This is a genomic window from Kribbella monticola (assembly GCF_003261635.1).
Lineage (GTDB): Bacteria > Actinomycetota > Actinomycetes > Propionibacteriales > Kribbellaceae > Kribbella > Kribbella monticola.
The window spans coordinates 476,695-495,536 of the sequence record NZ_QFXK01000029.1 but is presented as its reverse complement, the minus strand read 5'-3'; the positions used below and the strand labels follow the sequence as shown (position 1 = coordinate 495,536).

Genomic DNA, 18,842 nt, shown 5'->3' with positions numbered 1-18,842 from the left:
TCAGTTGACGCGGACGACGAGTTTGCCGACGGCCTGTCCGGCTTCCATCACCTGGTGGGCCTCGGCGATCTCCTCCATCGCGAAGACGCGGTCGATCCGGATCGGCAACCGGCCGGCCGCGACGAGGTCGACGTACCGCTGGAAGGCCTCCGGCGGCAGGTCGCTGCTCTGACGGCCTTACGCGGTCAGCCGGACGCCGTTCGGCAGGTAGCCGATCGGATAGAAGTCGGGGATCGTCCACGCGTCGCTCAGCATGCCGGTGAAACAGACCGTGCCGTGGACCGCCGTTGCCTTGAGAGTGTCCGGCAGAACGTTCGTGCCGACCAGTTCGAGCGCCGCTTGGACGCCTTCCGGAACGATTTTCCGTACGCTGTCGGCGATGTTTCCGTCGTCGAGCACCGGATGGTCGACGCCGAGGTCCCGCAGCAGGTCGAGCCGGCCTGCATTGCGGCTGGTCGAGAGGACGGTCAGCCCGAAGTCCTTCGCGAGCACAGCCGCCGCGACGCCTACGGAAGACGTGCCGCCACGCACCAAAAACGTCTGCCCTGGCTGGATCCCCAGGCCGGTGTGGAGCGATCCATGGGCTGTCTGCAACATCTCCGGGAGTGCGCCGAGCGTCGCCCAGTCGAGGTCGGTCTGCACCGGAATCACCGAGGTGGCCGGCACGACGGTGTACTCCGCATAGCCGCCGTCGAACTGCCGGCCCATCCCGCCCATCATCGCGACCACCTGCTGCCCGGGCGTGAACTCGCCACCCGGCGCCAGGTCGATGGTCCCAGCAGCCTCGATCCCCGGGATGATCGGAAACTTCGCCCCGGTCGCCAGTCCGGCTCGCAGGTGGTACTCGGACCGGTTCAGCCCGAACGCCTCCACCTTGATCCGCACCCACCCGGCCTCCGGCTCCGGCACGTCCACCCGGGAAACCCGCAACTCCCCAGCCGCCACCGGCCCTTCCAGCACCACCGCCCGCATCTTCATCTCCACATCGTCACGCACGACATCTGCACACCCGGTTGCGGGCGCTGTGTCGGGAACGCGGCGTGCACGAGTGGGTTGCCCGTGTAATCGGTTTCCCACAAGTCAGGCGTGGCTGTATTCGGGCCGGGCGGCGACGTGCCAGAGTTCTCGGTATGGGGAAACGCCCAGCAGTGGTGGCCCATCGTGGCGCGAGTGAGGTCAGTCCCGAGCACACGCTGGCGGCGTACCGCCGGGCGGTAGAGGCGGGGGCGGACGGGCTCGAGTGCGATATCCGGCTCACGGCCGACGGTCATCTGGTCTGCGTACACGACCGGCGGATCGACCGGACCTCCAACGGCAGCGGCGTGCTGTCCACGATGAGCCTCGAGGAACTCGACAGCTTCGACTGGGGCTCGTGGAAGAATCCGTGGGCGGAGCTGGACGACGAGGCCGAGCTGCCCGACTCGGACATGACCAAAGTACTCACGCTGGAGAAGCTGCTGGCGACCGTGCACGACGCCGGCCGCCCGCTGGAACTGGCGATCGAGACCAAGCACCCGACCCGGTACGCCGGCCTGGTGGAACGCCGCCTGATCGAGATGCTCGACCGGTTCGGCTGGGCGCACCCCAAGGTCGGCTCGGAGTCGCCGGTGCGGGTGATGAGCTTCTCCTGGCTGTCGCTGCGCCGGATGCGGGTGCTCGCGCCCGGCCTGCGGACCGTGCTGCTGATGGATCGCGTGCCGCTGCGGTTCCGCGACGGCTCGCTGCCGACCGGCGTCTCGTACGCGGGCCCGAGTCTGGAGATCGTCACCGCGCACCCGGAGTACGTCGATCGCGCGCACAAGCACGGACATCAGGTGCACGTCTGGACGGTGAACACCGAGCAGGACGTCCGGCACTGCCGCGACATCGGCGTCGACGCCATCATCAGCGACCGCCCGGAGCTGGCCCTCGAGATCCTCGCGGAGAACCCCGCGGACGGCCCCTCCGCGCAGCCCGAGCAGCGCAAGACGCTCAAGGACCGGCTGCGGACCCGCCGCTAACCGGTTGCGGAGCGTACCTGAACCACCGGCGCCAACGGTTCTGCTGTGTGATCAAGTGAATGCAATGGGTTATTTGTACGTTCCATTTCGCTGCTTATATCTCAGTTTCTTTGCTAAACGTGTGATCTGAAGCGCCACTGTGTAACGGAATACCAAAGGGTGTTTTCACCGACCGGATCGGGGGCAGATGTCTGAGTGCTGTTCCATTGACTGAGGAGACCCTGCTTGTCCTCTGCGACCTTGCCCGCCGACGTGAGTGTTGTGGACGTCGTACTGCCGCACGAAGTGTCCGCGGTAGCGGATGCCCGCCGCCGTCTGGCCGGCTATCTGAAGCGGTACCGGGTCGCCGGGAATGCCTTGGACGACGCGCAGTTGGTGCTGTCCGAGCTGCTCTCGAACGCCATCCGCTACGCACCCGCGCTGCCGGCCGGTGAGGTCCGGGCCACCTGGTGGATCGACAAGGCAGGCATCCATCTGGAGGTCACCGACGGCTGCGGCGACACCGAGCCGCGCCGGGTCAGCGAAGCGCACCCGGAATCGATCGGCGGCCGCGGCCTGGCGATCGTCGACGTGCTCAGCTCGGAATGGGGCGTCCGGACGGCGGCCACCCGGCGTACCGTCTTCGCCGTCGTTCCCGGCTGAACTACCGTCGTTCCCGGCTGAACTAACTGCCCGGCCGGAGATCCTGCAAGACTGCGGGCATGGGAAAGAAGTCGCGCAACCGCGCCAAGAACACCACGACCCTCACGCTGGATCCGGCCGACCTCGCCGACGTCGGCCCACGCGAACCCTGCCCGTGCGGGTCCGGCAAGCGGTTCAAGCAGTGCCACGGGCGTGAGCAGGCCCAGGCGGCGGACAGCTTCGTGGTCCGCCCGTTCGAGGGGCTGCCGGCCGAGTGCGACCTGATCGCGTTCCGCGAGATCGTCCCGGCCGGTACGGCGGAGGTCACGTTGACCGGCGAGCACAAGGGCCGCACCGTCAACCTGGTCACCCTGCTGCCGATGGCGATGCCGGGTCTGGTCCGCGACGACGAGACGATCTGGATCGGCCTGCAGACCCACGCCGCGACCGGCGACCCGAGCCGCGACCTGGGCCACGCGATCACTGCTGCGCTGCAGACCGAGCCGGGCAACCCGATCCAGCTCGGCGACCTGCTCAAGGACGGCCCGCGGTTGCAGGACCTGATCGACACCTCGAAGCCGATCGAGGTCAAGGTGCACGACGGCTTCGACTACTGGATCGGTGAGAACGTCGAGGACCCGACCGGCGAGGTTGCCGCCGGGCTGGAGCGGGCTAACGCGGCTGCTGCTCCGACCGTGCGACTGGAGTCCGTCGAAGCGGCGTACTGGACGCAGATCGGCGACCGGCGGTACCTGCGCTGGGTGCTCCCGCATTCGGAGGACACGCTGCTCGACGCGCTGGCGCGCCTGCACGCCGCGGGATCGTCGTCGCTGGTGGAGGGCAGCCGCCTGATCGGCTCCTTCCGCGCCCTCGGCGTACTGGCTCCGGTCTGGGAACTGCCGGCCGATGCCGAGGCCGCCGACCTGGAGAAGCCGGTCGCGGACTTCGCGGCGGCGCTGGACAAGGCGCTGGCGACCGAAGCGCCGCTCACCACCGAGGAACGCGCCGCCCGTGCCGGCCTGGCGAGCCGCCAGCTCACGATCCGCTAGGACAAGCCAGAGCCGGCACCTGACGGGACAAGCCAGAGCCGGCACCTGACGATCCGCTAGGACAGGGCCAGCACCACGATCCGTCAGGACAAGACAAAGGGCCCCTCGCTTCGGGCGAGGGGCCCTCTGTTACGTGGACGGCCCAAGTCCTGCTGACGGGGGAGCAACAGGGCCTGGGCCTAGGCATGAAGAGTACTCATAACCCGCCCCGACGACAACCCCCGATTTCACTCCGCGTGTCGAGCCCTTCACCGCCCCCTGAAATCGATCTCACATCCCCCTCAGCGCCGGTCGTAGCCGGTACGTCGGGCGAGTGGCGGGTTTGTCAGGGGGTGGCGAGGGGGTCTCGGAGAATGGGGCAGGACATGCAGCGGGGGCCGCCTCGGCCGGAGCCCAGTTCCGAGCCGGAGATGCGGATGACCTCGATGCCGGACTCCTCGAGGCGGGCGTTGGTCTCGACCGTGCGCTCGTAGGCGATGCAGACCCGGGGAGCCAGCGCGAGGGTGTTGTTGCCGTCGTCCCATTGCTCGCGTTCCGCGGTGACCGGGTCGAGGCCGGTGTCGATCCGCCGGAGCGTGTCGATGCCGAGCGCCTTCGCGGCCGCGACCAGGAACGGCTCCGGCTCCGCGACGTGCAATTCCTCGCCGTCGGTGGTGACGGCCAGCGCGCGCATCTCCTCGGCCATGTTCGGATACATCAGCACCGCGTCGACGTCGACCATCGTGCAGACGGTGTCCAGGTGCATCGTCGCGCGCTGCTGGGCGATCGGCACGGCGAGCACGGTGTGCGCGAGCCCCTTGGCGAAAACGCGCCGGGCCAACCGCTCCACACCGGCCGGAGTGGTCCGCTCGCCCACGCCGACAGCCAGAACGCCCGGGCCGAGGGCCAGGACGTCACCGCCCTCGACGTGCTCGAGTGTGTGGTCGTAGACCTTGTCCGCACCGGCGAACCGCGGGTGGTACTTGTAGATCAGCTCGGTCAACTGGGTCTCACGAACCCGCGCAGGCATGGCCAGCGACGTGACCGCGACCGAGTCGGAGATCCACACGCTCGAGTCCCGCGTGAAGAGCAGGTTCGGCAGCGGGTCGATCAGGAAGTCCTCGTCGGCCAGCAACGACGTGACCAGACCCCCGGCTCGCACCTCGTCGTTCCGGACGCCGGCCATCAGTGCCTCGGCGAGCGCGGCCGGGTCGAGTGAAGCCAGCGCCCTCCGGAGGTAGTCGCGGAGCGTGTCGCCGAGGCGGAGGTCCTCGATGGCGCCGTTGACGGCGGCCGTCCGGGCATCGGAGTCGCCGAGGGCCTCGGTCAGCAGACCGCCGAGGTACAGCACCTCGACGTTGCGGTCGCGGAGCGCCTGGGCGAACGCGTCGTGCTCGTCCTGCGCGCGACCGACCCACGGGATGCCGTCGAACAGCAGCTTGTCGTTGTTGCGTGGCGTGAGCCGCCGGAGCTCGTTCCCGGGCCGGTGCAGCATCACGGTCCGCAGCGGCCCGACCTCGCTGTCGATGCCATACGCCTCAGTCATGCCCCTACCCTCTCGTCCGACACCGGATCGTCCCACCAAGCTACGGCAGCCCTGCCGCAATCGCGCGGGCGTCGTGATTCTGTCTGATTGTCCGACAATTTTGCCGGATCTCCAATTCGCGGGCGCGAGGTCGGCCAGGGGCCGGCGGATATCGGCCAGGTGGCCGATGTTCTGCCCCGGCGGCGCCGACAGGATTGTGGTCAAGAGGACGCCGTGAGGGGGTCCCGAACCGGAGGAACCGACATGACGCAGCACAACACCCGCACGGTGACCGCGAACATCACGCTCTCGCTCGACGGCCGGGTCAACGGCGCCGGCGGCGACTACGACATGAGCTGGATCGTTCCGCACGCGATCACCGAAGGGGCCCGCGACCACATGACGCGGGTGACCAGCACCGCCACCACCGCACTGCTCGGACGGAAGAACTACGAGGGCTTCGGCGGCTTCTGGCCGGCGGTCGCCGACGACGAGAACGCCGCCCCGCAGGACCGCGCCTTCTCGAAGTGGCTGAACGAGGTCGAGAAGGTCGTCTTCTCGTCCACCGTGACCGAATCCGGTTGGCAGAACTCGCGGTTCGTCGACGCCGACCCGGCGGGCGTGGTGAAGCAGCTCCGCGCGGAGCCGGGCGGCGACATCGTCGTCCTCGCCAGCAGCAGCGTCATCCGTGCGTTGCTCGCGGCCGACGAGGTGGACCGGCTGAGCATCACCCTCGCCCCCGAGCTGGTCGGCGGTGGCGCCCGCCTCTTCGAGGACGGCATCCCAGCCACTTCGTGGAAGCTCTCGCACTCCACGCCCACCGAGTCCGGCGCGCTCACGCTGCTCTACGACCGCACCCGTTCCTGATCCGTTCATGGCGGCTCCTTTCGGTTCTGCCAGAGAAGATGCACCGAAGTCCGCCGGCCGGGCCGAGGTTGTCCACAGGCTGCCGGCTGACCATTCGAAAGAATGAGATATCCACAGCCGGGTGGTGCTGAGGACGGCGATCGGCCCGGGAACAACTAGGCTGCGGTGCTGTGTCCGGTACTGAGCTGCCTCCCGTCGAGCCCGTCGGCGCTGTCGCCTGCGTGATCCCGGCGAAGGACGAGGCCGAGCGGATCGCCGCGACCGTGGCCGCGGTGCAGAAGATCGCCGGTGTGGACCTCGTCGTCGTGGTCGACGACGGGTCCACCGACGGCACCTCCGCGGCCGCCGAGCAGGCCGGCGCGATCGTCGTACGGCACGAACGGAACCGGGGGAAGGCGGCGGCGATGGAGACGGGGGCGGCAGCCGTTGCGGAGCGAGATGGTGCGCGAGCGCGGCACCTGCTCTTCCTGGACGCCGATCTGACCGATTCCGCGACCGGCGCCGAGCCGCTGATCGAGCCGGTCGTGGCCGGCCGCGCGGACATGACGATCGGCACATTGCCCGCGCAGGTCCGCGCCGATGGCAGCAAGGCCGGCGGACACGGATTCGTCGTACGACTCGCTCGGTCGGGGATCGAGCAGGCGACCGGCTGGTCGCCTGAGCAGCCGCTGTCCGGACAGCGGTGCCTGACCCGCACGGCGTTCGAGGCGGCCCTTCCGCTGGCGAGCGGCTTCGGTGTCGAGACCGCATTGAGCATCGACCTGGGACGCAAGGGCTTCCGCATCATCGAGGTGCCGATCGAAGTAAGGCATCGCGCCACCGGGACGGATTGGCGCGGACAACTGCATCGGGGTCGCCAGTTCCTGCACGTACGGCGTGCGCTCGCTGCCCGGAGCGCCCTGCCTTCCCGGAAGCCGCCGCAATGAGCGCCGACGCAGTCGTGGAGCAACAGCCGACCGCGCTGAGAGACGGCCGCCGCGCAATCGCCTTGTACCTCGCCTCGACGGTGCTGATCGTCGCAGCGGGCCTCCTCGGTCCGTCCGTGGTGGTCCTGACGCTGACCAACCGGCACGCCTGGCTCCCGTCGTACTGGTTCGACACCAAGCCGAACGACTGGCTCGTCTCGGTGATGATCTACGTCGCGATCCTGCTCGGCGGGTACGGCGTGTATCTGGCGACCCGTGCGCTCAAAGCAGGCTGGGCACCGGGCGTCCGCAAATTGGTTGCCCTAGGCATCGGTACGACGGCCGCCATCACGCTGGTCCCGCCGATGGCCTCGGGCGACGTGCTGATCTACGCGGCGTACGGGCGGATCATGTCGCTCGGCGGCAATCCGTACACGACCGCGCCGGCCGACACCATCCGGCTGGGCTACGACCCGGTGATCGCGGCGACCGAGCGGCCCTGGCAGGGCGCGAAGAGCGTGTACGGGCCGATCGCCACCTGGATCCAGTGGTTCTCCTCCTGGGTCGGCGGCGACTCGATGCAGTTGACCGTCTGGATGCTCCAGCTGTCGGTCGCGATCAGCCTCATCGTCACCGGGCTGCTGCTGCTCAAGCTGGTCGGTTCGAATCCGGTCAATCAACGCCGCGTCGTCATGGTCGGCATGGCCAACCCACTCGTGCTGTGGTCGGTGCTGGCCGGCGCGCACAACGACGCGATCGCGGTGATGTTCGCGGTCTGGGCGCTCGTGCTGTTCCGCCGGCACGTGTTCTGGGCCGGGATCATGCTCGGCGTTGCGGGTTGCACCAAGCTGTCGATCGGGCTGGTCGGCGTCGCGATGCTCTGGTCGCTGCGCGCCGATCGACGCCGCGCGATCTTCTTCTGCCTCGGCGGCGCCGTGTCGATGGCCGGCCTGTACTCGATCGTCGGGCTGCAGGCGTTCCAGCAGGCCCGGTCGCAGACGTCGTTCATCTCCACCGGGACGCCGCACAAGGTGATCCTGAGTCTGTTCGACCTGTTCCTCCCCGGCGCGCTGGTCCGCACGCTGCTCGCGATCGCCTCCTGGGTCGGGCTGATCGTGGTGGCGATCCTGCTCTCCCAGGTGTTCCCGAAGTCGCTGGTGCCGCAGACGCACCCTGAGGACCGGACGCCCGACGCCATTCGGTACACGGCGATCTACGCAATCGCCTGGCTGCTCACCGCGATGTACTCGCTCCCTTGGTACGACCTGATCGCCTGGGTCGCGCTGGCTGCGGTGGCCGCGTCGAAGGTCGACAAGCTGATGGTGATCCGGACGACGATGCTCGCGATCGCCTACGTGCCGGGTCGCGATCCCAACGCGCGGCAGGTGGCGGCGTCGTTGTCCGATTCGCTGGAGTGGTTCAGCGCCCGGCTGCGGGACACGATCTGCCCCGCGATCGAGCTCGGCGTACTGATCGGGCTGATCATCTGGGCCCGCCGTGGCGGCGCGCGCTGGTGGCCGTACGACTGGCCGAAACGCAAGGCCAAAGCCGTGACGGAAAAGGCCGCGGCGCACTAGCATCTGCCGGATGCAGAAGCTGCCAGGGGCGGGCGTTTTCCACAAGGCAGAGCCGAATCACTTCGCGGAACATCTGCGGACGGAATCGCTGTCGGTGGGGACGTACTCGCTGCTCGCGGGCGCGGTCGACGACCAGGCGCCGCATCACGAGGACGAGATCTACGTGGTGACCACGGGCCGGGCGACGTTCGTGACGCCGAGCGGATCCGAGCAGGTCGGTCCCGGTGATGTGCTGTTCGTCCCGGCCGAGGAAGAACACCGCTTCGTCGACATCACCGAAGACCTGGCCCTGCTCGTCTTCTTCGCCCCGCCGTACTCCGGTCGCTGATCGAGCCGGCCGCTAGCTCCAGAGGTCGTGGCCGGCGGCGATCGCCTTGGCCAGGACGTTCTTCACCGGCCGCTTCAACACCGATGCGGCCGCAACGACGTCGTCGTACTCCGGTTGCACGTTGACCACCTGACCGCCGTACCGGGCGATCTTGACGTGGATCCGCTGCCCGTCGACGTCGACACTGGCGAACTCGCGGTCGGCGGCATGTTTGCGGATGTCGAACTCGCGCAGCCCGATCGCGGACGTCTCGGCGAGGATGACGGCCCGGACGACCTCGGCGTTCGGCCGACTCACCAGCACCGAGAGGGTGTGCGCGGGCCGCCCCTTCTTCATCAGGATCGGGGTCAGCCACGCGTCCGCCGCGCCGGCCTCCATCAGCCGCGCCAGCACCTGCGGCCAGATCCGCGGATCCAGGTCGTCGACATTGGTCTCGTAGACGACCTCGGTGCCGGGCTGCTCGACGGACTCGCCGATCACCACCCGGACGATGTTCGGTACCTCGATCGGGTCCCGCCCGCCCGCGCCGACTCCGGTCTGCTGGATCCGCATCGGCGGCATCAGCCCGAACTCGTCGGCCAGCGAGGCCAGCAACGCGGCCCCGGTCGGCGTGGTCATCTCGTACGGCGCGGTGCCGCCGACGACCGGAGCATCCGCCTCGGAGAGCAGATGCAGCACCGCGGGGCCGGGCACCGGGATGCCTCCGTGCTGCCCGCGCACCTGACGACCGCCGCCGAGCGAGATCGTCGAGACCACGATCCGATCGAGCTCCAACGAGACGGAGGCCGCCGCTACCCCGACGATGTCGGCGATCGCATCAAGCGCGCCCACTTCGTGGAAGTGCACCGCATCCGGCTCAACCCCATGCGCAGCCGCCTCAGCCCGAGCCAGCCGAGCAAACGTGTCCAACGCCCGCTCCCGCACAGCCTCCGAAAGCCCAGCAGCCTCGATCAACTCCCGAACATCGCGCCAACTCCGAGTCGGCCCGTGCCCACGATGCCCGCCATGACCATGCCCATGCCCATGCCCATGCCCGGCCTCGTGCCCACGGCCCGTCTCGCCATCGTCCCGATGCTCAGCATCCCCAGCATGCGCGTGCCCGCCTTCGCCATCATGCCCGTGGCCATGGCCATGGCCGTGGTCCGCCGCCTGAGACCCAGCACCCTCCGTGCCTTCAACCGGCGACGAAGGTGCCGAGTTCTCGGGGTGTAACTCCCCGTCGACTCGGACCGAGGCTTTGGTGGCGGCGATCTGATGGCGGCTGGTTTGTTCGGCGGTCACCGACAAAGACGGGTCCACCGCGCGCACGGCCGCGTTGACGAGTTCGCGGTCCGCGCCGGCGCTCAGGAATGCGCCGAGGAGCATGTCGCCCGAGGCTCCAGCAGAGCAGTCGATCCAGGCGACTCTCACTGCGTCTTCACCTCCGCCGGAGCTGCCCGGCGCGCGACCCGAGCCGCGAACACCCCAGCCCCGAACCCGTTGTCGATGTTCACCACGGTCACTCCCGGCGCGCACGAGTTGAGCATCCCCAGCAGCGCGGCCACCCCACCGAAGGAAGCGCCGTACCCGACAGACGTTGGTACTGCGACCAGCGGCACCCCGACGAGCCCGCCGACGACGCTCGGCAGCGCGCCTTCCATCCCGGCCACCACGATCAGGCAGTCGGCGGCGTCCAGTCGCTCACGCACACCGAGGATCCGGTGCAACCCCGCGACCCCGACATCGGTGATCAGATCCACGCCGGCTCCGAAAACCTGGACAGTCGTCGCAGCCTCGGCCGCGACCGGAGCATCCGAAGTACCAGCGGCGACCACGGCGACCGTGCCGCGTAGTACCGGCGGTGAGCCGAGGACCGCAGTACGGCCGACGGGATCCACGACCGCTTCCGGCAAGGCCGCCGCGACGGCTTCCTGTGCCTCGACGGTCAAGCGGGTCGCCAGCACTGCGTGATCGGGGTGGGTGTCGTGCAGCGTGCGGAGCAGTTCGACGACCTGCGCAGGCGTTTTGCCGGCGCCGTAGACGACCTCGGCGTCGCCGGTGCGCTCCAGCCGGTCGGTGTCGAGCCGGGCGTAGCCGAGATCGTGCACGCCTGGTTGCGGACCTGGGTCAGGCAAATGAGTCACGCTGCGAATCTACGTGGCCCAGCAGGAAATCACCGATTCGGACCTGACATTCTCACGCAGCGCACGCGGCTGGTCACTCGCGCTGATGCATGGTGAGCCACCGTGAGCCATTAGGCTGCCACCCGTGTCTTCGACGTTAGCCGGTGCTTTCGGGATCGCTGCCCTCTTCGTGGCGGCCCTGGCCCTCGTGTTCGCCATCCAGGCGCTCCGGGCGCAGTCCGGTGCTCCCAAGACCACCCAGAAGCTGCCCGCGACCCCTGTCCCGGCACCGCAGCCGCAGGTGGAGCCGCAGTTCCAGGAGCCGCAGAAGCCGGGCACGGTGAAGTCCGAGCTGCGCAGGCTCAGCAAGGAGCTGGAGGACGCCCGCAGTGAGCTGCGGGAGACACTGCAGCACCTCGCCGTGGTCCGCTACGACGCGTACGGCGACATGGGCGGCCGGCTGTCCTGGTCGATGGCGCTGCTGGACGACAACGGCGACGGCGTCGTACTGACGTCGATCAACAGCCGCAACGACGCCCGCTCGTACGCCAAAGAGGTCTCCGGATTCGAGAGTGACTCGAAGCTGTCGCCCGAGGAGGAAGAGGCGATCGAGACGCTCCGCAAGGAGGCGTCACCGGCGCTTGGGGACCCGGACCACCAGTGAGCCCGGCTCGACCTCGGCCGTGAGCGAGCGGCCCGCGCCGATCCCGTCGCCGTCGAGCTGACGCTGGACGGCCGCCGCCGCCGTGATCTCCACCTTCCGGCCGGTGAAGCGTTCGAGGTACATCTCGGTTCGCTTGGTCCGGGTCATCACCCGCCAGAACACCAGCGGCCACTGGGTCACCCGGCGCGGCGCGATCACCACCACGTCGATCAGCCCGTCGTCCGGACGCGCATCGGGCAGCAGCGGGATGTTCGCCTGCAACATGCCGACGTTGCCGATCACGACAGTCCGCACCCGGCGCTCCACCGGCTCGGCGTCGTCCAGCTTGATCCGTACCTGCACCGACGGATGGTTGATGTTCTTCGCCGCCGAGACCAGGTACGCCGTCCAGCCGATCTGCGCTTTCAGATGCGGCGGCGCCTCCGAGATGATCGCCGCGTCCAGGCCAAGGCCCGCCATCACCGCGAACCTGTCGGTGTCGAGGCCGTCGCCGCGCACGGTCACCAGGTCGATCCGGCGGTCCCGGCCGTCCAGGATCCGCTCCAGGGCGTCGTCCAGGTCGAGCGGGATGTGCAGGTTGCGGGCCAGCAGATTGCCGGTTCCGGCCGGGATCACGCCGACCGGGATCCCGGTGTTGGCCAGCGCGGCGCAGACCACTCGGACCGTGCCGTCGCCGCCGGCCACCAGGACCAGGTCCGACTCGTTCTCGATCGCGCGCTTGGCCATCGCGTTCCCGGCGTCGTCGATCCGGGTCTCCAGCCACAGCGGATCGTCGTACCCGCGCAGGGCCAGCGCGCGGGTGAGTTTGCGGCGGAACGCCACCCCGTCGCCGACCTTGATCGGATTGACGATCACCGCAGCGCGCGGCGGTGCGGACCAGTCGCCGTCGACGACGGTCCGTCGCCTGCGGCGGCGCAGGCCGGGCCGCAGGCCGAAGCCGATGGAACTGGCGGTCAGGATCGCGAGGCCGAGGGCCCAGCCGCCGAGAACATCGGAGACGTACTGCACGTCCAGGACGACGCGGTCCACCGAGACGATCCAGACGACGGCGATGGTCGGCAGGGTGACCAGGAGACGAAACCGCCGCCGCCAGCCGCGCACGGACGGCAGCACCACGCCGAGGGCGCCGACGAGTACGAAGGCCGCGGTGGCGTGGCCGGAGACGTACGACCCGCCGTTCGCCTCGACGAGCATCTCGGTGGGCCGGGCACGGTCGAAGATGTGCTGCACGGCCTGCGCCAGCCCTAGCTCGGCACCTGCTGTCACTACCAACCAGAGGGCCAGCAACCTCGCCCGGCGATGCCAGAGGTAGGCCGCGACCACCACGATGATGCCGCGCGCGGTCCACGGCACAGTGATCGCGGCGACGACCTCCCAGAACCGCACGACGTTCTGGTGCGCGGCACCGTACTCCGCTACCTCAGCCGCGACCGACAGGTCCCAGCGACGCAGCGGCGGCCAGTCGCCGAAGACCAGCAGGGTGATGATCGTGAACGGCAGAGCACCCAGCACCACCGTCAGGGCACGGCCGAGCTGACTGGGTGGATGATGATTCATCGGCCGCTCGAAACCCCCTCGAAACCACACGTCTGATCGGCTGGTGCCAGCTCATCATCCCGAATAGACTTCGCCGCCGCTGACACGCCCCGATACTCTTCCGGTGTGATCGATGCCAAATTGCTCCGTGAGAACCCCGATGTCGTCCGTGCGGCCCTGACCAAGCGTGGCGAGAGTACCGACCTGGTCGACCAGGTGCTGGCGGCCGACGGTGATCGTCGATCGTCCATCGCGGCGTTCGAATCGTTGCGCGCCGAGCAGAAGGGGCTCGGCAAGCAGGTCGCCCAGGCCAAGGGCGACGAGCGAACCGCGCTGCTGGAGCGGACCAAGACGCTGTCCGCCGAGGTGAAGGCGACCGAGGCCGCGGCGAACGAGGCCGAGGCCCGCTTCGACGAGCTCTCCCGCGGCCTGCCGAACCTGGTCTCCGACGAGGCTCCGGTCGGCGGCGAGAAGGACTTCGTCGTCGTCGAGGAGATCGGCAAGCCACGCGACTTCGCCGCCGAGGGCTTCGAGCCCCGTGACCACCTCGAGCTCGGCGAACTGCTGGGCGCGATCGACATGGAGCGCGGCGCGAAGATCTCCGGCGCGCGCTTCTACTTCCTCAAGGGCGTCGGTGCGCTGCTCCAGCTCGGCATGCTCCAACTGGCGATCGCCCAGGCGGTGGAGAACGGCTTCACCCCGATGATCACGCCGACCCTGGTCAAGCCCGAGGTGATGGGCGGCACCGGCTACCTGAACGCCCACGACGACGTCTACCGGCTGGAGGAGCCCGAGCTCTACCTGGTCGGTACGTCGGAGGTCCCGCTGGCCGGCTACCACATGGACGAGATCATCGACGTCTCGAACGGACCCGTCCGGTACGCCGGGTGGTCGTCCTGTTACCGCCGCGAGGCCGGTTCGCACGGCAAGGACACCCGCGGGATCATCCGCGTCCACCAGTTCGACAAGGTCGAGATGTTCTCCTACTGCAGCCTCGAGGACGCGGAAGCCGAACACCAGCGGCTGCTCGGCTGGGAGAAGGAGATGCTGGACAAGATGGAGCTGGCCTACCGGGTGATCGACACCGCGACCGGTGACCTCGGCACGTCGGCGTACCGGAAGTTCGATTGCGAGGCGTGGGTGCCGACGCAGGGCGCGTACCGCGAGCTCACCTCCACCTCGAACTGCACCGACTACCAGGCGCGCCGGCTGAACATCCGGCACCGCGACGCCGAGGGTAGGACCCGTCCGGTCGCGACGCTGAACGGAACGCTGGCGACCACCCGCTGGCTCGTCGCCATCCTGGAGACGCACCAGCAGGCGGACGGTTCGGTCCGGGTGCCGGCGGCGCTGCGGCCGTACGTCGGTGGCCGTGACGTTCTCGAACCGGTGGCCAGATGATCGACGGCTGGCGGCCCAAGGCCGTTGCCCTCGACATCGATGGGACGTTGATCGACCACGACGAGCGGATCTCGCCGGCCGTGATCGACGCCGTACGCCGGGCGGCCGGCCAGGTGCCGATCATCCTGGCCACCGGCCGGGCGTACCAGACCACCAAGCCGGTGGCGGAGTTGCTCGGGCTGCGCGAAGGATTGGTTGTCGCCAGCAACGGTGCGCGGACGGTCCGCTATCCCAGCGGCGAGGTGGTCGACGAACGCACCTTCGATCCGTCGACGGTGATCGCGTCGGTGCGTGAACACGCCCCGAACGCGCGGATGGCGGTCGAAGAGCACGGCGAGGGCCGCCACGGCTACCGGGTGACCGCGCCGTTCCCGGACGGCGATCTTGGCACCGGTGCGGCGATCCGCGTGGTCAGTGACGCCGAGCTCGCGCCCGAACCGGTGACCCGGTTGATCATCCGCGATCCGGACGCGTCCGAGGCGGACTTCGTCGACCTGGCCGGCCGGCTCGGGCTGCACGGGGTCAGCTACTTCGTCGGCTGGACGGCCTGGCTCGACATCGCGCCTGAGGGCGTGGACAAGAGCACCGGCCTGAAGGTCGCGCTGGCGCAGTACGACCTGGACCCGGCCGACCTGCTGGCGATCGGCGACGGACGCAACGACATCGAGATGCTCGTCTACGCAGGGCTCGGCATCTCGATGGGGTCCGCGCCCGACGAGGTGAAGGTGGCCGCCGACGAGGTGACCAAGTCGGTGCAGGACGACGGCGTAGCCGCTGTTCTCAACCGCTGGTTCTGATAACGCACAGAGCGCGCCCGGGCCAGCTTTTCGATCCTGATGAAATAGTCCCCCGGACAGGCCGAAGGCCCGAACCTCCTGCGACTGCAGGGGATTCGGGCCTTCGCTGCTGATAGTCCGCTGGCGGGCCGAGTATCAGGTGCCGATGTTCAGGTTTCAGGCCACTCAGCTCGTCAGGCGACGCGGGTGGTGCCGGGCCGCGGTGCCTGGCGTGGCTGGTCCACCACGGCGTCGAATGCGTCCAGGACGGCGCTGACCTCCGGACGGCGACGCGGTGCCTTGCTGGCGGGGCTCTGGCCGCGCCGGGCTCTGCGCAGGTGGCGCTTCACCGTCGACAGCGAGCATCCCAGCCGCATGGCCAGGGATTCGAGGCTGTCGTTCGGGTACTGCGTGCGTAGGCGCAGTACTTCTTCGTGGCTTACCGGGCGACGCGTGCCCCGGGCGCCGGCCAGCTGGTCGAAGTCGTCGGCCTGCACCTCGACGTCCAGCAGGTTACGCATCGACCGGCGCTGCGCCGCCGTGGTACCGGCGACGAAACCGCTGACATCGTGCTCGGCGACGGCGCTGAACAGGCAGTCGGTGAACAGCGGGCAGGACGCGCAGAGCGCCTTGGCCTCACGGACCAGTTGCTCGTAGCGCTCCCGGGTCCGCCGGGTGGCAGAGGCGGGTGGTGGCTCTTCCATCAGACGGTGCTGGAAGATGTCCGTCCGAGCACCGCAGCCGGTGATGGCCCCCTCCGTGATGGAAGATGTGTCGACAGCCGCTCGGGAGACGCTGCTCCCTTGCCCCGCTATCGTGGCGCTGTTGACAGTCATGTGGCTCCCCAAGTTCCAGGACTCGCGTGAACGAACGGTGAATGACGTTCGTACCCTTCGAGCCCACTAGCTGATGGACCGACCTGTCTGTTGCCGACCCACCCTGTCGTCCGGCGCGAGACGCACCGATCCATAACTCTTGACGTCGCTGATGTGGATTTGGTTGCACCAAATTCAGCATCAGTTCCGCGACGCTGTTCGCCGGGATGGGGCTGCACCAGATCTTGCGATCCGGAACAGGCGTACGACGCGGATGAATCGCCCCCGGTTCCCGCTAGACCACCGCATGAAATCACGCGCAAACCCTGCTGCGCAGGGGAACTAGCTGCCTTTGCAGCATCCTGCCGTAACGGTCTGATGACGTTGTTCAACGGTCAAGCAGATTGCACGGAAAGCGATGTCCAAATGGTTGCGCAAAGGGGTCCCGGGAGGGTATTAGGGACCGCCTGGCGACCGGATACGGTGGGCTGGTGCCCGAGCAACGAAAGACCCGCCCGCCGCGTCTCATCGCCACAGATCTTGACGGAACCTTAGTACGCGACGATCGCACCATCTCGCCGCGGACCAAGGCCGCGGTGCTCGCGGCGCAGGAAGCCGGAAGTGTTTTCGTGATGGTCACCGCCCGGCCACCTCGGTGGCTGCACGACCTCGCCGATCTGGTCGGCGCCCATGGTGTCGCGATCGTTGCCAACGGCGCCATTCTCTACGACGTCGTTCAGCGCAAGGCGATCCGGACAGCGATGATCGATCCGGCGATTGCGCTGGAGGTCGCCCGGGCGATCCGGGCAGAGATTCCCGAGGTGGAGTTCGCCATTGAGCGATCGAACCGTTACGGACAGGAACCGAGGTACCTGAATCGCTGGCCCACTCCCGCTGACACGCTGGTCGCCGAACTCGAGGAACTACTGGCCGAGCCGGCCGCCAAGCTCCTCGTCCGCCACCCCAGTTGGCACTCCGACGATCTGCTGGCCAAGATCAGCCCGTTGGTCGGGCACCGGGTCGCGGCCAGTCACAGCGGCGGCCACAGCCTGGTGGAGATCTCCGCCAGTGGCGTCTCGAAGGCGACCATGCTGGCCGATTTCGCCGCAGAACAAGGGATTGCGGCCGACGAGACGATCGCGTTCGGAGACTCGCTCAACGATCTGCCGATGCTGGCCTGGGCCGGCACGTCGTACGGCGTGGCGAACGCTCACCCGGAAGTTCTCGCGATGGTGGACGTCGTCTGCCCGGCAAACAACGAGGACGGTGTCGCCACCGTCCTCGAAGAGTTGTTCGCCGGCTGAAACGGCGGGAATTTCAGAGATACATCCCGCCGCTGCCGGGCCCGTCGGTGTTACCGGCCTGCGGAGCGCCCGGGAAGGCACCTTCTTCCTGCGGCACCTGCTGGCCGCCGGGCAGCGCGCGGCGCATCGACTCGAGCTGCTGGCGGGCAGCCATCTGCTGGGCGAACAGGGCGGTCTGGATGCCGTGGAACAGACCTTCGAGCCAGCCGACCAGCTGGGCCTGCGCGATCCGCAGCTCGGCCTCGGTGGGCGTGCTGTCCTCGGTGAAGTCCAGGCTGAGCCGCTCCAGCTCCTCGACGAGCTCGGGCGCCAGGCCGCTTTCCAGCTCCTTGATCGACGCCTCGTGGATCGACCGCAGCCGATTGCGGGAGGCTTCGTCGAGCGGCGCCGACTTCACCTCTTCGAGCAGCTGGCGGATCATGTTCGCGACCCGCATCACCTTGGCCGGCTGCTCGACCAGTTCGGTCACCGAGCGCGGCTCGTCGTCGTGACGGTCCTCGTTCTCGCCGCGCGGTGGCCCCTCGACGGCCATACCGTCCGGACCGACGATCAGGACCTTGCCGTCCTCGGTCTGGGCGCCGGCCATCGGCATCCCCTGGCTTTCGCTGCTGCTCTCACTCATCTGCCCATCCTAGAACCCCACCGCCAGCGACTTCGGTGGCCTAGTGCCGCGAGCGATGCCGGCGAACGGCGTCCCGGTTGGCGCAAGCAGGGCTGCAATAGCGCTGACGCCCGCCACGCGACAGGTCGGCGTACACGTTGTCGCAGCCGTCAGTGCTGCAGCGGCCCAGGCGGGTGATTCCGCGACCGGCCAGGTGCAGTGCCGTGCCGGTGCTGATGAGCGTGGCGACGAGCCGCCCCACCGGTACGTCGTCCGGCCGGTAGTGCATGTGCCAACCGTCGCCGGCGTGGTTCGTCAGCCGAGGATGCTCGGTGTACTTGGCGAGCATCTCGTTGGCCAGCCGCACTCTGGTTTCCTCGTCGGGCGCATCCACCACGGCAAGCCACTCGTCGAGCGCACTGCGTACTGCGGCGAGGTCCGCCTCGGTGACTGCCCGGGTGCGGACCAGGCGACTCTCGACGCCGCTCTCCTCGCAGCGCTCGGCCAGCTCGTCCGGCGTACGGGCCGGGTTGGTGACCAGGTTGACGGCGAGCAGGACCGCGTCGGCGCCGTAAGGGTTGAGATGCACAATGGCATTACATCACGATGAGTCCATGACCACTACAGCTGAAGCTCACCGGCATCGATGGACTGTCGAATCCGCCCACCAGGTGAGTGAAGGACTGGTCGTCTACCAACGTTGCGAGTGCGGCCGGCGGCGGATCACCAGTACGCCGGCCTATCCGGTCGCCTATCCCGAGCTCGCCATCATCGATGCCTGAGGCAACAACT

At 68.5% G+C, this 18,842-nt stretch carries 21 protein-coding genes; 12 read left to right on the top strand and 9 right to left on the bottom strand.

Annotated features, from left to right (window positions below):
* Together DIZ26_RS37885 and DIZ26_RS16180 are read right to left on the bottom strand one after the other, a co-directional pair.
* The gene (locus tag DIZ26_RS37885) at positions 1 to 159 is read right to left on the bottom strand and encodes a zinc-binding dehydrogenase (RefSeq protein WP_198676130.1); all 159 of its coding nucleotides are present in this window, start codon (positions 157 to 159) and stop codon (positions 1 to 3) included.
* An 18-nt stretch (positions 160 to 177) separates the two neighbouring features.
* Positions 178 to 978 carry an alcohol dehydrogenase catalytic domain-containing protein gene (locus DIZ26_RS16180; RefSeq protein WP_198676117.1) on the bottom strand — a complete coding sequence of 267 codons (801 nt, stop codon included), beginning with the start codon at positions 976 to 978 and terminating at the stop codon, positions 178 to 180.
* Positions 979 to 1,130: 152 nt separating this feature from the next.
* On the opposite strand from DIZ26_RS16180, the gene DIZ26_RS16175 reads away from it, so the two are divergent.
* From DIZ26_RS16175 to DIZ26_RS16165, 3 genes are all read left to right on the top strand, one after another.
* Complete coding sequence (locus tag DIZ26_RS16175; protein ID WP_232828375.1) at positions 1,131 to 2,000, top strand: glycerophosphodiester phosphodiesterase; 870 nt, start codon at positions 1,131 to 1,133, stop codon at positions 1,998 to 2,000.
* 225 nt (positions 2,001 to 2,225) lie between these two features.
* Positions 2,226 to 2,642, top strand: a complete 417-nt coding sequence (locus tag DIZ26_RS16170) for an ATP-binding protein (protein WP_112242010.1) — start codon at positions 2,226 to 2,228, stop codon at positions 2,640 to 2,642.
* Positions 2,643 to 2,701: 59 nt separating this feature from the next.
* Positions 2,702 to 3,670, top strand: coding sequence for a DUF5926 family protein (locus DIZ26_RS16165; protein WP_112242008.1), 969 nt, complete (start codon positions 2,702 to 2,704; stop codon positions 3,668 to 3,670).
* Positions 3,671 to 3,995: 325 nt separating this feature from the next.
* Here the strand turns inward: DIZ26_RS16165 and DIZ26_RS16160 are convergent, their stop codons facing one another.
* Positions 3,996 to 5,195 (bottom strand): arginine deiminase, encoded by a 1,200-nt coding sequence (locus DIZ26_RS16160; RefSeq protein WP_112242006.1) that lies wholly within the window; start codon positions 5,193 to 5,195, stop codon positions 3,996 to 3,998.
* A 243-nt stretch (positions 5,196 to 5,438) separates the two neighbouring features.
* Here DIZ26_RS16160 and DIZ26_RS16155 point away from each other — a divergent pair, with 243 nt between their 5' ends.
* From DIZ26_RS16155 to DIZ26_RS16140, 4 genes are all read left to right on the top strand, one after another.
* Complete coding sequence (locus DIZ26_RS16155) at positions 5,439 to 6,041, top strand: dihydrofolate reductase family protein (RefSeq protein ID WP_112242004.1); 603 nt, start codon at positions 5,439 to 5,441, stop codon at positions 6,039 to 6,041.
* A gap of 170 nt (positions 6,042 to 6,211) precedes the next feature.
* A complete protein-coding gene (locus DIZ26_RS16150; protein ID WP_112242002.1) occupies positions 6,212 to 6,967 on the top strand; it encodes a glycosyltransferase in 756 nt (251 codons plus the stop codon).
* Positions 6,964 to 8,523 (top strand): polyprenol phosphomannose-dependent alpha 1,6 mannosyltransferase MptB, encoded by a 1,560-nt coding sequence (gene mptB, locus DIZ26_RS16145; RefSeq protein WP_112242000.1) that lies wholly within the window; start codon positions 6,964 to 6,966, stop codon positions 8,521 to 8,523. Before DIZ26_RS16150 ends, mptB begins: the two co-directional genes overlap by 4 nt.
* 10 nt (positions 8,524 to 8,533) lie before the next feature.
* A complete protein-coding gene (locus tag DIZ26_RS16140) occupies positions 8,534 to 8,851 on the top strand; it encodes a cupin domain-containing protein (protein WP_112241998.1) in 318 nt (105 codons plus the stop codon).
* Between the two features lie 12 nt (positions 8,852 to 8,863).
* Here DIZ26_RS16140 and larC read toward each other — a convergent pair whose 3' ends face one another.
* Together larC and larB are read right to left on the bottom strand one after the other, a co-directional pair.
* Entirely contained in the window at positions 8,864 to 10,216 is a 1,353-nt protein-coding gene (gene larC, locus DIZ26_RS16135; RefSeq protein ID WP_232828385.1) for a nickel pincer cofactor biosynthesis protein LarC, read from the bottom strand.
* A 41-nt stretch (positions 10,217 to 10,257) separates the two neighbouring features.
* Positions 10,258 to 10,974, bottom strand: a complete 717-nt coding sequence (gene larB / locus DIZ26_RS16130) for a nickel pincer cofactor biosynthesis protein LarB (protein ID WP_112241994.1) — start codon at positions 10,972 to 10,974, stop codon at positions 10,258 to 10,260.
* 124 nt (positions 10,975 to 11,098) lie between these two features.
* Here larB and DIZ26_RS16125 point away from each other — a divergent pair, with 124 nt between their 5' ends.
* Complete coding sequence (locus DIZ26_RS16125; RefSeq protein WP_157979735.1) at positions 11,099 to 11,617, top strand: DUF4446 family protein; 519 nt, start codon at positions 11,099 to 11,101, stop codon at positions 11,615 to 11,617.
* Here DIZ26_RS16125 and DIZ26_RS16120 read toward each other — a convergent pair.
* Positions 11,585 to 13,174, bottom strand: coding sequence for a diacylglycerol kinase family protein (locus DIZ26_RS16120; protein ID WP_112241992.1), 1,590 nt, complete (start codon positions 13,172 to 13,174; stop codon positions 11,585 to 11,587). The two genes, DIZ26_RS16125 and DIZ26_RS16120, sit on opposite strands and share 33 nt — an antisense overlap.
* Before the next feature lie 105 nt (positions 13,175 to 13,279).
* Here DIZ26_RS16120 and serS point away from each other — a divergent pair, with 105 nt between their 5' ends.
* Positions 13,280 to 14,554 (top strand): serine--tRNA ligase, encoded by a 1,275-nt coding sequence (serS, locus tag DIZ26_RS16115; RefSeq protein ID WP_112241990.1) that lies wholly within the window; start codon positions 13,280 to 13,282, stop codon positions 14,552 to 14,554.
* Positions 14,551 to 15,351: an HAD family hydrolase gene (locus DIZ26_RS16110; protein ID WP_112241988.1), complete on the top strand. Its 801-nt coding sequence runs from the start codon at positions 14,551 to 14,553 to the stop codon at positions 15,349 to 15,351. Before serS ends, DIZ26_RS16110 begins: the two co-directional genes overlap by 4 nt.
* A 173-nt stretch (positions 15,352 to 15,524) precedes the next feature.
* Here the strand turns inward: DIZ26_RS16110 and DIZ26_RS16105 are convergent, their stop codons facing one another.
* The gene (locus tag DIZ26_RS16105; RefSeq protein ID WP_232828374.1) at positions 15,525 to 16,034 is read right to left on the bottom strand and encodes a WhiB family transcriptional regulator; all 510 of its coding nucleotides are present in this window, start codon (positions 16,032 to 16,034) and stop codon (positions 15,525 to 15,527) included.
* Between the two features lie 602 nt (positions 16,035 to 16,636).
* Between DIZ26_RS16105 and DIZ26_RS16100 the strand changes: the two genes are divergently transcribed.
* Entirely contained in the window at positions 16,637 to 17,449 is an 813-nt protein-coding gene (locus tag DIZ26_RS16100) for an HAD family hydrolase (RefSeq protein ID WP_112241986.1), read from the top strand.
* Between the two features lie 13 nt (positions 17,450 to 17,462).
* Here DIZ26_RS16100 and DIZ26_RS16095 read toward each other — a convergent pair whose 3' ends face one another.
* Together DIZ26_RS16095 and DIZ26_RS16090 are read right to left on the bottom strand one after the other, a co-directional pair.
* The gene (locus DIZ26_RS16095) at positions 17,463 to 18,071 is read right to left on the bottom strand and encodes a bacterial proteasome activator family protein (RefSeq protein ID WP_112241984.1); all 609 of its coding nucleotides are present in this window, start codon (positions 18,069 to 18,071) and stop codon (positions 17,463 to 17,465) included.
* A 40-nt stretch (positions 18,072 to 18,111) separates the two neighbouring features.
* Positions 18,112 to 18,639 carry a CGNR zinc finger domain-containing protein gene (locus DIZ26_RS16090; RefSeq protein ID WP_112241982.1) on the bottom strand — a complete coding sequence of 176 codons (528 nt, stop codon included), beginning with the start codon at positions 18,637 to 18,639 and terminating at the stop codon, positions 18,112 to 18,114.
* Positions 18,640 to 18,664: 25 nt separating this feature from the next.
* Here DIZ26_RS16090 and DIZ26_RS37880 point away from each other — a divergent pair, with 25 nt between their 5' ends.
* Entirely contained in the window at positions 18,665 to 18,832 is a 168-nt protein-coding gene (locus DIZ26_RS37880; RefSeq protein WP_198676116.1) for a hypothetical protein, read from the top strand.
* Positions 18,833 to 18,842: the final 10 nt, after the last annotated feature.